Source organism: Caulobacter sp., assembly GCF_965279145.1.
In the GTDB taxonomy this organism is placed as follows: domain Bacteria; phylum Pseudomonadota; class Alphaproteobacteria; order Caulobacterales; family Caulobacteraceae; genus Caulobacter.
In genome coordinates, this window is sequence record NZ_OZ257139.1 from 3369975 (window position 1) to 3382683 (window position 12709).

Annotated in this window: 7 protein-coding genes and 1 tRNA gene; 7 read left to right on the forward strand and 1 reads right to left on the reverse strand. The window is 65.9% G+C overall.

What is annotated here, in order from left to right:
• Positions 1-208: 208 nt before the first annotated feature.
• Positions 209-1879 (forward strand): amidohydrolase family protein, encoded by a 1671-nt coding sequence (locus ACQY9P_RS15770; RefSeq protein WP_421738338.1) that lies wholly within the window; start codon positions 209-211, stop codon positions 1877-1879.
• Between the two features lie 172 nt (positions 1880-2051).
• Positions 2052-5066 carry a TonB-dependent receptor plug domain-containing protein gene (locus ACQY9P_RS15775; RefSeq protein WP_421738337.1) on the forward strand — a complete coding sequence of 1005 codons (3015 nt, stop codon included), beginning with the start codon at positions 2052-2054 and terminating at the stop codon, positions 5064-5066.
• 272 nt (positions 5067-5338) lie between these two features.
• On the opposite strand, the gene ACQY9P_RS15780 is transcribed toward ACQY9P_RS15775, so the two are convergent.
• Positions 5339-5412 (reverse strand) — tRNA-Cys (locus ACQY9P_RS15780).
• A 383-nt stretch (positions 5413-5795) separates the two neighbouring features.
• Here ACQY9P_RS15780 and ACQY9P_RS15785 point away from each other — a divergent pair.
• The 5 genes from ACQY9P_RS15785 (at position 5796) to ACQY9P_RS15805 (ending at position 12690) form a co-directional block, all read left to right on the forward strand.
• A complete protein-coding gene (locus ACQY9P_RS15785) occupies positions 5796-8192 on the forward strand; it encodes a TonB-dependent siderophore receptor (protein ID WP_421738336.1) in 2397 nt (798 codons plus the stop codon).
• A gap of 70 nt (positions 8193-8262) precedes the next feature.
• Positions 8263-9567 (forward strand): CynX/NimT family MFS transporter, encoded by a 1305-nt coding sequence (locus ACQY9P_RS15790; protein ID WP_421738335.1) that lies wholly within the window; start codon positions 8263-8265, stop codon positions 9565-9567.
• A gap of 10 nt (positions 9568-9577) precedes the next feature.
• Complete coding sequence (locus ACQY9P_RS15795) at positions 9578-10642, forward strand: LLM class flavin-dependent oxidoreductase (RefSeq protein WP_421738334.1); 1065 nt, start codon at positions 9578-9580, stop codon at positions 10640-10642.
• Positions 10639-11301: a cysteine hydrolase family protein gene (locus ACQY9P_RS15800; protein WP_421738333.1), complete on the forward strand. Its 663-nt coding sequence runs from the start codon at positions 10639-10641 to the stop codon at positions 11299-11301. Before ACQY9P_RS15795 ends, ACQY9P_RS15800 begins: the two co-directional genes overlap by 4 nt.
• A 3-nt stretch (positions 11302-11304) precedes the next feature.
• Positions 11305-12690, forward strand: coding sequence for a peptidase M20 (locus tag ACQY9P_RS15805; RefSeq protein WP_421738332.1), 1386 nt, complete (start codon positions 11305-11307; stop codon positions 12688-12690).
• Positions 12691-12709 lie beyond the last annotated feature (19 nt).

Below are 12709 nucleotides of genomic sequence, written 5' to 3' on the forward strand. Positions count from 1 at the left end.
GGGCCGGGGGTGCGGAAACGCCGGGCTGGCGCGTCATCAAGGTATCGCCGGTTCGGCGAAGTCGGGAGATCGCATCCAAATGAAGCCTGTCCGGATAAAACTTGGCGGGGCCACGGCCTTGGCCGCGATCCTCGCTCTGAGCGCATTTGGCGCTTCCCGGGCGGCCCGACCCGAGGAGGGAAAGGCGATTGCGATTATCGGAGCCACCGTGTTCGACGCCACGGGCGCTGCTCCGCATCTCGCAAATGTGGTGATCCGGAATGGGCGCATCGCCGAGGTCGGCCCGGAGGTTAAGGCGCCTCGCGGAGCCCGGATCATCGACGCCAGGGGCGAGGCGCTGCTGCCGGGCTTCTACGACCTTCACACGCACTGGACGCCGGGTGGCGTCCCCAGCACCACGCCGCAGATCGCCAGCGCCTACGTGGCGGCGGGCGTCACAACGGTCAGCGACTTCAATGCCGCGCCGGAATCCTGGGCGCCCCGTCGCCAATGGCTCTCGACGCTTACGGCGCCGCACGTGAACTTCGCGGCCCGAATGAGCACCCCTGGCGGCCATGGCGCCGACTGGGCCGATACCGCCACCACCAAGTGGGTCAATACGCCGGAGGCCGCGCGCGCCGCAGTAAGGGCGCTGGTCCCCTACAAGCCTGACCTCATCAAGGCGTTCACCGACGGCTGGCGCTATGGCGCGGCGCCCGACAACACCAGCATGGATGAGTGGACGCTCACGGCCCTGGTCGATGAGGCGCACAAGAATGACCTGAAGGTCTTCACCCACACCGTCAGCGTCGATCGCGGCGAAGTGGCCGGTCGCGCCAAGGTCGATGTGATCACGCACAGTCTGCAAGATCGCCGCCTCGACGCCGAGGCCATCGAGATCATCAAGGCGGGCGGAACGTCCGATACGCCGACCCTCGCGGTCTATGAGCCGGTCAAGCCGGGCCAGCCGGCCCGCGATCCGGAAGATCCCAAGAACCGGCAGGGCTTTCTGAAGTTCGACAACGCTCTGCACAACGCCAAGGCGCTGTACGACGCCGGCGTGACTATCGCCCTCGGCACCGATGCGGGCATGCTTGGCGCCCCGCACGGAGTCTCTACGCTGCACGAGATGGAGCTTATGGTCCGGGCCGGCCTGACGCCCACGCAGGCCCTGATGGCGGGCACCGCCCTGAGCGCCAAGGTGATCAACCAGCTGGCTGATCGCGGCACGATCGAGAAAGGCAAGCGGGCGGACCTCGTTTTGATCAAGGGGGAGCCGTGGAAGACCATCGGCGACGTGCGCAAGACAGACCGCGTGTTCATTGACGGCAAGTTGGTGTTCGGGCCGGGCGCTCCGCCGATGACGACCAACGAAGCCACGACGATGCCCTCCCTTCCGGCCAAGGCGCAGATCGATGATTTCGAGCGGGAAGACGGCCGCTCCAGCCTGGACACCCTGCGCACCGACGACCCCGATGGCGGCCTGGACCGCACGGTGGAAATCAGCCAGGTGATCGCGCGGGGCGATCAGGGCAAGGCCCTGTCGATCAACGCCCGGATGGCCATGAAGGCCAAGCCTTCGGCCGGCGTGATCATCCCTCTCACCCGCGGGTCGATTCAGCCCGTCGACGCCCGCGCCTTCACTGGCGTTCGCTTCGAGGTGCGCGGCGATGGCGACTACGCCTTGGGCGTCAGCACGTCGGGCGGCCGCTGGGCTGCTCCATTCTCGGCCGGCTCGACCTGGAAGACGGTCGAGATTCCCTTCTCGGCCCTCAAGGGCGCCAGCGATCGCAACAAGGGCGAGTGGACCGGCGCCGACCTGACCGAAGTCGAGTTCATGGGCGGTCGAAAGGGCGGCGAAAAGCTCTGGTTGGAAGTCGATAACGTCGTTTTCTATTGAGCTGATTTATCTGGTGTCAGAATATTATGGCACAGATAGCGCCATAACAAGTCAAGGTCGGACTATAATATTTGTGTGACTGCACGTTGTATTTACCAATTTGCTGTCTAACGCGAAAACTTCAAGTGAGGGGACTATCTCTATGAGCAACTCCAGAGCGCTTCGTGCAGCTATGTTCGCTACCTCGGCGCTTTGCGCCGCTTGGGGCGGCCAAGCCTTCGCTCAGACCGCCGCCGCGCCCCAAGACGCCACGGTCGAGGAAATCGTCGTCGTCGGCTCGCGCATCGAAGGCGCCAAGGCCACCGCCGCCCTGCCAGTCACCGTGATTGACGCCAAGCAGCTGGACGCTGTCGCGGCCAGTTCGGGCGATGATCTGTTCCGCTCGATCCCGCAGATGGGCGACGTCAACTACAATTCGAGCTACCTGCCCGGCAGCAGCAACTCGGCGCGGGGCGACATCGGTTCGGTGAACCTGCGCAACCTGGGCTCCGGCAACACCCTGGTGCTCCTGAACGGCCGCCGCGTGGTCGCTCACCCGACCAGCCAGGCCGACGGTTCCAGCCTGGTTCCGACCATCACCTACAACACCAACGCCATCCCCACTTCTGGCCTCAAGCGGCTGGAAGTGCTGCGTGACGGCGCGGCCGCCATCTACGGCACCGACGCCGTCGCCGGCGTGGTCAACACCGTTCTGCAGGATAAGTACGACGGCGTTCAGGTCGAGGTTCAGCACGGCGCGGCGGCCGGCACCCACCTGAAGGAGTATGAGTTCAACGGCCTGTTCGGCCACAATTTCGAGCGCGGCAATGTCACCGCCTTCGTCAGCTACGACCAGCGCACCGCGCTGCGCACGCGCGACCAGGCCTTCACAGCCTCGGCCGACAAGCGCCCGTTGTTCACCGGCACGCGCTTTGACGGCGCGGCTTCGCTGGACGGTCGCGGCACGGTCACGCCGTGGGGCAGCTTCTCGGCGGGCACCGCCGTTCGCCTCAATGGCGTGCTGCTGACCAGCACCGCCGGCGCCTTCCACACGCAGCCGACGACCAACGCCGGCAGCCTCGTGACGCTCGGCTCGGGCGTCAGCCTTGATGACGGCGCGCCGGCGACCTCGGCCGACGACCGCAACCTGCGCTACGACGCCGCAGCCAGCGACCTGTCGCTCATGCCGGAGCTGAAGCGTCTCAACGTCTTCCTGACCGGCAACTACGAGGTCACCGACACCATTACCGCCTTTGGCGAAGTCGGCGTCTACAGCGCCAAGACCCACGCCTTCCAGGCGCCGGTCACCACGACCTCGGCTCAGGTGATCACGGCTCCGGCGTCCAACTACTGGAACCCCTTTGGCCCGACCACCTTCAACGGCGTCGCCAATCCCAACCGCATCGCGGGCACGACGGCTCCCGCCGCCGGCCTGAACGTGACCCTGACCAGCTACGACTTCGTCGACGCCGGCAAGTCGAAGGTTGACGTCACCAACAGTCAGACCCGCTTCCTGGGCGGTCTGAAGGGCGACGCACTGGGCTTCAAGTGGGAGTCGGCTCTGCTGTACTCGCAGGCCAAGGTCAAGGACGTCTCGGACGGCATCAGCGCCACGGCGGCCCAGAAGCAATTGGCCCTGTCGACGCCCGACGCCTACAACCCGTTCAACGGTGGCACGGCTGGCAACCCCAGCGTTGGCGACGCCACGCCCAGCAGCAGCGCCGCGATCGACGCGATCCGGGTAAAGTCCAAGCGCGAAAGCACCAGCTCGCTGACCTCGTGGGATTTCCGCGTCTCGAAGGCTGACCTGTTCACCCTGCCGGCCGGCGATGTCGGCATGGCTTCGGGCGTCGAGTTCCGCCGCGAAACCCAGAAGGACGACCGCGACGCTCGCGTCGACGGCACGATCACCTACACCAATTCGGTGACCGGCGTGGTCTATGGCAGCGACCTGGTCGGCACCAGCCCGTCGCCCGACACCAAGGGTTCGCGCAACGTTGGCTCGGCCTATGTCGAATTCGCCGTGCCGGTGATCTCGCCGGAAATGGGCATCCCCCTGGTGCGCAGCGTCGAGGTGCAGCTGGCCGGCCGCGCCGAGAAGTACAGCGACGTCGGTTCGGTGGCCAAGCCCAAGGTCGCCGTGGCCTGGGACCTGTTCGACGGCTTCCGTCTGCGTGGGTCGTGGGCCCAGGGCTTCAAGGCTCCCAACCTCGAACAGATCAACGCCACGGTGGTCACCCGCGCCAACACGCGCACCGACTATGTGCGTTGCGAGGCCGACCTGCGGGCCGGCCGGATCACCAGCTTCAGCAACTGCTCGCGGTCGCTCAGCGTCCAGGCTCAGCGCTCGGGCAATCCGGACCTGAAGCCGGAAAAGTCGGAAACCTCGGGCTTTGGCCTGGTGTTTGAACCCAAGTTCATCCCGGCCGACTATGGCCGTCTCACCTTCACCGCCGACTACTGGCGCGTGAAGCAGGAAGGCATCGTGGGCTTGTTCGGCGAGGGCAACGCCCTGATCGCCGACTACCTGGCTCGCCAGAGCGGCGGCAGCAATCCTGACGTCGTCCGCGCTGCGGCCACCGCCGATGATGTCGCGGCCTTCGCCGGCACCGGCCTGACCCCGGTCGGCACGGTGCTCTACGTCAAGGACCAGTATCAGAACCTGCTGCCGCAAGAGGCGCGCGGCCTGGACCTGAACCTGCTCTATCGCCTGCACGGCACGCGGTTCGGCGACTTCGACGTCAACGTCAACGGCGCCCACCTGATCAAGTTCTATCAGTCGCCGTCGCCGGCCATCGCCGCCCTGCTGGCCGCGCGCTCGGCTGGTCAGATCAATGCGGGCACCACCATCACCGGTGGCGGCAATCAAGTCCGCCAGAACGGCAGGCCGGAATGGAAGTGGACCACCTCCGTCACCTGGAACCTCAACCATGTCACGGTCGGCGCGTTCACCCAGTATATCGGGGACGTCGAAGACACCGCTCTGCTCGACTCGGCGGGCTCGGCCTGGGTCGTGGACTCCCAGGTCACCGGCAATCTTTATGGCGAGTATGAGTTCACCGAGGGCTGGGCGGCCAATACCCGCGTGAAGCTCGGTGTGCGCAACATTACCGACGAAGCGCCGCCGGTGTCGTCCGACGGTTATCTCGCCCGCCTGTACCAACCCTATGGCCGTTACTTCTACGGCAGCATCCGCAAGACGTTCTAACCAGGAGACCGCGCTCCTTTCGGGGAGCGCGGTCGTCCGACTGCGTGATCGTACATGGCTTCTTGGGCCGGGCGTCGCCTCGGCCTCCAAGGGGGGAGGGCCAGCAATGGTCTTGCCCGCAACTTTCAGGACGCCGCCGCAGGGCCATGCGCGGGGTGATCCTCGACTCAAAGGCGGCCTTTGAGGTCCCCGATCCCCTCTTCATCATCGCGCGTGATCAACGGCGCGGTTCAGCCGGGGTCGAGGCTGGGGGAACCAAGTATCTGAAAAGGTGGAGGCCCGGCCCGGAATCGAACCGGGGTGCACGGATTTGCAATCCGCTGCGTCACCACTCCGCCACCGGGCCATCCGGGTCAACGCAATCGGCGTTGGCGAAGAGGTGGGTTCGATACCGGACGGCGTCGCGCGCCGCAACCTATTCCTTCGTCGGAATGAAGACAGTTTTGGCCTCGCCATGACCGGGCCAAAGCGCCTTGGAACCTCAAGCTTGGGAGGTTCCACGGTGGCGCTTTTGACCGCTAGCCGTGCGCGCTGGATCAATTTTTTTGGTCAGCCCCGTGCGCGGCGCAGGGAAGACTGAGTAAGAAGCGAGCGGTGGAGACATTTCTCTCAAAATGTCAGTCGGCGGTCCGGTCAGGACGCCACCGAAGGGCGATGCTCGTTTTGAGGTTCCGCACCTGGGGATAACCGCCGCAGGCGGTGGGCGCGGCGACCTTCAGCGAGGACGTCATGTCTAAACAACAACTCTTGTTGGCGGGTGCTTCCGCCGTCGTGTTTCTGACCCTCTCCACGGCCGCTTTCGCCGAGGACCCATCGACCGCCGTGGCGGATACGGTCGATGAAGTCGTCGTCAAGGCCCGCGACAAGGCCGGCCTGCTCGAGAAGCAGCCGAGCAACACCGTCTTCGGCATCGACAAGCCGCTGCTGGAAACGCCACGTTCGGCCAGCTTCGTCAGCGACGTGACGCTGCAACGTTACGGGATCGAGAGCATTGACGGCCTCACCGCCGTTTCGCCCGGCACCTACACCGCCAGCTTCTACGGCGTGCCCGGGGCGCTCAACATCCGCGGCACCCTGGCGGAGAACTATTTCCGCGGCTTCAAGCGCATTGAGAACCGCGGCACCTATTCGACGCCGATCGGCGCGGCCGACCAGATCCAGATCGTACGCGGTCCGCCGACCCCCATCTATGGCTCGGGCAAGGTGGGCGGGATGCTCAACTTCATCCCGAAGTCGGGAAAGAACGAGGGCGGCTATCTGACCGAGCCGACCGGCGAGGTCACCGCGACCTACGGCTCGTACAACAAGAAGAACGCCACGGCGCAGATCGGCCTGCCGGTGAACCTGGGTCCGGTCACGGGCGGCGTCTATGCCTATGGCGAGGTCGAGGACAGCCACAGCTTCTACAAGGGCATCTATCCGCGCCGCCAGACGGGCGAGATCTCGGCGGACTTTGATCTTGGCGACGGCTGGAGCACCGCCCTTGGCGGCATGCTGTATCATTCGGACGGCGACGTTCAGACGCCGGGCTGGAATCGCCTGACCCAGAACCTGATCGACAACCAGACCTACACCACCGGCCGTGACACCTCTCTGGTCGACAGCGACAAGAACGGTCGGCTGACACCCAGCGAGATCGGCTACTACCCGTACGCGGCGGCGATGTATCTGGCCTACTACGGCTTCCCCTCGACCGACGCCAAGCACACCCTGGATACCGGCGTCGGTACGACCAAGCTCAGCCCCCGCACGGTCTATATCAGCGGCGCCGACTTCTCGAAGACGCGCACGAACACCTTCTACTACGACCTCGCCAAGGAGATTTCGCCGACCAGCGCGGTGAAGCTGCAGCTCTTCTATGACGACCAGGAGAACAAGCGCTTCGTTTCCTACGGCTATCCGGCCTGGTTCGACAGTTCTGTGTGGGAAGGCCGCGTTACCTATAATTTCGAGCATGATGCGGGCTTCATCACCTCGAAGTCGTTCGTCGGGGCCTCGTATCGCAGCTTCGAGGGCCGTCGCCGCGAGAGCTATAACAGCGGCCTGATCGCGCTGGACCGCCGCGACATCGCCTTCGGGGCCACGGCGACCGACATCATCGGCAGCCCGTTCAACGCCACCGACGGCGTGAAGTGGGAGAACGACAACAAGAGTGACTGGAACCAGATCGGCGCTTTCTTCACCACCGACATCATGGTGGGCGAGCGCCTGAACCTGATCCTGGGCGGTCGCTACGATGACTACCACGTCAAATCCAACGACACCGGCTTCCTCAGCTACACCGTGGCCGGCGAGCAAAAGGACGGCGAGGCGAGGGGCACCTATTCGGCCAGCGCCACCTACAAGGCGCCGCTGGGCGTGATGCCCTACATCACCTACGCCAAGGCCTCGGCGTTGGAGATGAGCCAGGCGGGCGATATCGCGCCAGGCCTGGTGGCCACCGACGCCTGGTTGTCGGATTCCGATCTGGCCGAAGCCGGCTTCAAGTTCCAGTGGCTGAAGGGCACGCTGGTCGGGTCGCTGGCGGGCTATCGTCAGAACCGCACCCAGCTGGTCAACGGCCCGCCGATCAGTGTGCAGGGCACGCGCGCCAAGGGCGTGGAGCTGGAAGTTCGCTGGCTGGCCAGCGAGCACTTCAGCTTCACCTTCTCGGGCAACGCGCAGCACACCACGATCAAGGGCCCCGACACCTCGTTCCAGTATATTCCGGCCTATACAGCCGGCGTTTCGGGTGCCAACGCCTATGGGGGCTCGTATGTGGTTTGGAGTTTCGCCAGCGTCCGCGGCGCCGGCGACTACGACTACACCCTGATCCCCAAGTCGGTGGTCAGCCTGTACGGCGCCTATACCAGCGACGACTACGCTTGGGGCAAGGTGGGCGGCGCGCTGGGCGTCACCCACGTGACTAAGACCTCGGGCACGGTTCCGAACGCGGTGACCTATCCGGACTATGCCGTGGTCAACGCCTCCGCCTACTACGAGAAGGGCCCGTACACCGTGACGGCCAATATCGATAACCTGTTCGACGAGCTCTATTTCACGCCCGACGCCGACTCCTACGCCAACCTCGGCGCCCTGCCGAGCAAGGGCCGGGAATGGCGCGTGACCCTCTCGCGGAAATTCTAGTTCCCATCGCCGCGCGCCGCCGCGAGAGGGCGGCGCGCGGCCAAGCTTAACGCATGGAGGCCCGACGACGATGTCGATGACCCAATGGCGATCCTGGCTGCTGCTCGGGACCTTCAGTCTGCTCCTGTTCCTGATCACCGCCTCGACGTTCTCGTCGCTCGGCGTGGTGCTGCCTTCGATGATCAAGGAGCAGCACTGGAGCTTTGCTTCGGCGTTCCTGGGCTTCACCCTGCTTGGCGCCTTCTGCGGGGCCTCGTCCTGGCTCCCGGCCATCCTCATTCGCAAGATCGGCGTGCGCGCGACCATCGTGGTCGGCTCGGCCGTAATGGTCGCCGGCTTTATTTGCCTCGCGGCGGCGCGCGGATTGCCGATCTATCTGGCGGGCACGGCGCTGCTGGGCGTGGGCTACCAGATGATGGCCCTGATCCCGGGCACTCACGTGTTGGGGATGCTGTTCAAGAAGCGCGCCCTGCCGTTCGGGATCTATTTCACCATCGGCTCGCTGGGGGGCGTCGCCGGACCGTGGATGGCGCTGGCGGGCCTCGCCGCCGCAAACGGCGCCTGGCGACCCTACTGGGCGGCCCAGGCGATCGCCGCGGCCGTGATCGGAGTGTTGTGCGCCGCGCTGGTGGGTGGGCGGGCCTGGCTTGAGGCCGCGGCGGTCGATACCGACAAGGCCGTTGCCGAAGACGCCCTGACGGCTCCGGCCAATGCTCGCGTCTATCGCACCGCCACCGACTGGACGGTGAAGGAAGCGATCCGCACCCCACAGTTCTACGTGATCCTGGCGGCCTATTTCGCGCACCTGCTGGGCGGCGTGACCGCCGTCAGCCTGGCGCCCAGCCATTTTGGAGAGATGGGGGTTGTCTCCGCCGTCGCGGTCAGCGCGCTGAGCCTGGAGTCCCTGATGCAGGTCGTGGCGCGCATGGGCGGCGGCTTGCTTGGCGACCGGGTCGATCCGCGCTGGTTGCTGGCCGGGGCGCAGGGGATGATGGCCGTGGGCCTGCTGGCCCTTGCTCATGCCGCCAGCTGGCCGATGATGATGATCTTCGCCCTGGGCGTCGGCACGGGCTTTGGCATGACGGTGCTGGCTGTCAGCATCCTGCTGCTCAACTACTATGGTCGCCGCAATAACCTGGAGATCTTCTCGCTGGTCTGTCTCGTTGGCGCTGTCTCGGCCTTGGGGCCGGTGATCGGCGGCTACATGCGTGACCAACTGGGTGGCTTCGCGCCGACTTTTCAGGCGTTCGCCGCCGTCATCGGCGTGATCTTCGTTGCGGCGCTGTTCATGCGTCCGCCGATCAAGGTCACCGCCAACGCCACCGAGGCTCCCGTTCCCGAGCAGCCTCCCGTATTGCTTCAAGACGCCGCCTGAGGAGGCCCCCATGTTCCATAGCCCGTCCAAGCACAAGGATTTCGGCGTCTTCATGCCGATGGCCAACGGCGGTTGGATCATCTCGAAGACCACGCCCACCCTCGATGGTCTGTACCCGCAGAACCGCGCGGCTGCGGTGCTCGCCGACGAGATCGGACTCGACTTCCTGATGGCCATGGGAAAGTTCCGCGGTTTCGGGGGCGAGACCAACCACTGGGGCGTGACCCTGGAGTCGGTGACGATGATGGCCGCCCTGGCCGAGGCCACCAAGAACATCCGGGTCTGGGCCACCATCCACCCCTTGCTGCAGAACCCTGCGGTGGCCGCCAAGATGATCGCCACGCTGGACCACATCAGCGGGGGACGCGCGGGCCTGAACATCGTCGCCGGCGCCTACAAGGGCGAGTTCGAGCAGATGGGCGCCTGGGATGACTCGCTGGACCATGATGGCCGCTACCGCCTGACCGAGGAGTGGACCTCGATCGTCAAGCGGCTGTGGAAGGAGGACAGCGTCGATTTCGCCGGCGAGTTCTTCACGATGAAGGACTGCCAGTCCCTGCCCAAGCCGCTCAGCCAGCCGCGTCCCAGCATCATCTGCGCGGGCATGTCCGAGCGCGGCTTCCAGTTCTCGGTGCGCGAGGCCGACGCGGTCTTCATCGGCGGTCGTACGCCCGACGAGCGCCGTGACGCCAGCCTGCGCGCCAAGGCCGCCGCCGAGCGTCTGGGCACCACCATCCGCACCTACGCCATGTGCACCATCGTGCATGGCGAGACCGATGCCGCCGCCGAGGCGACCGCGAAGCGATACGATGAGGGCGCTGACATCGACGCCGTGATCGCCATGCTGGAAAGCTGGGGCATGGGCGGCGGCGATCTGCGCGCCAAGGCCCTGTCGACTGGGGCGTTCATGACGCAGACGGCCATTGGTTCGCCCGCCACCTGCGCGCGGAAGATTCAGGAGTTCGTCGACTACGCCGAGCTGGACGGCCTGATGCTGATCTTCCCCGACTACGTCGAGGGCCTGACCATGTTCGGCTCGGAGATCCTGCCGGGGCTGCGATCGGTGTATTCGTGAACGGGCTGAGCGAGATCGTGGCGGGTGACGAGGGTCTGCGAGCGTGGATAGCGCCGACGCGGACAGCCGTGCTGGTGATCGACATGCAGGTCGACTTCGCCTCGCCGGACGGCCTGCTGGGGCAGTACGGCGTTGACATGAGCGTGGTCCAGCCCGCCCTGGCCGCCGCCGAGCGCCTGGTCTCCAGCGCCCGGTCGGCGGGGGTGCCGGTGGTTTTCGTGGGCCTGTTCACGACCCCCGAAACCGACTCGCCGGCCTGGAACGAGCGCATGCGGCGGCGGGGCGGCGATCCGGAAACGGACGCCGCGCTCTGCCGTCTGGGCGAGGCCGGATCTGAGTTCGTCGGGCCCCGTCCGGAAGCGGGCGAGGTGGTGGTGCGAAAGACCCGCTACAGCGGCTTTGTCGGCACCGATCTCCATGATCGGCTGACCGCTCTGGGAGTCGATACCCTGGTGATGGCGGGTGTGACGACCGAGTGCTGTGTCGACAGCACGGCCCGCGACGCCTTCAATCTGGACTATCACGTCTTCATCGCCGCCGACGCCTGCGCCGCCTACGAGGCCGATATCCACGCCGCGTCGCTGAAGGTGATGGAGCTCAACAGCGCGATCCTGACCGACACGGTCCAGATCGCCGACGCCTGGAAAGGGGCCGCGTAAGCCATGGCCGACGGATTTCCAAATCTGGGGGCGAGCGCGCCCTACGCCGTCACTCAGGCCGATCGCGACGCCATCGCCGCCGCGATCGGCGAGGACGAGATCGTCGAGCTGGCCCTCACGCTCGGCAATATCCCCGCGCCATCGGGCAAGGAGCTCGAGGTCGCCAACTACGTCTATGACTGGATGGCGCGTGAGGGCTTCTCGCCGCGCAAGGTCGGGGCGACGCCCGAGCGGCCCAACATCATCGGTACGCATGGCGGGAAGGGTGTGGGCAAGAACCTGCTGTTCACGGCCCACCTGGATACGGAAGCGCCCACCTGGAACCCGGATCTGGACGCCTACAAGTACGCGCCGGAGACCATCGCCAATCCCGAATGGGAGAAATGCTGGCTGGAGGACGGCAAGCTCTTTGGCTATCCGATCGCCAATGATCGCGGGCCGATGAGCTGCTTCATGATCGCGGCCAAGGCGCTGAAGACGGCGGGCTACGAGCTGGCCGGCAAGATGTACCTCACCGCGTGCCCTGGCGAGATCGGCCCTGAGCCCATCGAGGAGCACCGGGGCGTGGCCTATATGGGCAAGGATATCGGCGCCCACTACCTGTTCCACCACGGCGGCGTCGCGCCCGACTATGCCATCGCCGCCGAGGGCTGTGACTTCGGTCTGACCTGGGTGGGCTGCGGCTACGCGGTGTTCCGCTTCCAGGTCTGGGGGGAGGGCGTCTTCACCCCACTGCTCGACCACCCAGCCACGGCCGCGCAGCATCCCAACCCGATCTACAGGATCGGCAAGCTGACCGACGCCATTCACGCCTGGAGCGGGGAATGGGAGAAGAAAAGCCGCTACGACAGCCCGGGCGGCGTCGCGCAGCCGAAGTCGCAGATCGCCTCGATCCGCGGCGGCATTCCGTTCGCGTTCGGGGCGGGGACCGAGCTGGTCAACCTGTATCTTGAGGTTGGCCTCAATCCCAAACAGCGGGTGGCCGACATCCAGCACTCGCTGGAAGCCATGGTCCGCGACGCCGGCCTGGGTCGGATCGACATCGAGCCCGTCGTCGTGCGCCACGGCTTCGAGGCCGACGCCCGCGAGGTGGCGCCGCTGGTCGGCGCCGTGGACGACGCCACCAAGCTCAGCCTCGGCCATCCCGTGGCTCTGGCCAACCCGGTCTATTCGAGCATGTGGCGCGACCACAATGTCTTCAACATGCATCGGATTCCGGCGATCACCACCGGCTTCCGACGCTGGCGGCCGACGCCCAAGGACCTCGTCGACAGCGCCCTGGTGTACGCGCTCACCGCGCTTGCGGTCTGCGGCCGCGCCACGCCGGATGAGAGCGCCAAACGCCCAGCCTCGGCGGTCTATCCCGACAATCCGTTCGGCAACGAATAGCGCCCGCGCCCTGTAAAAG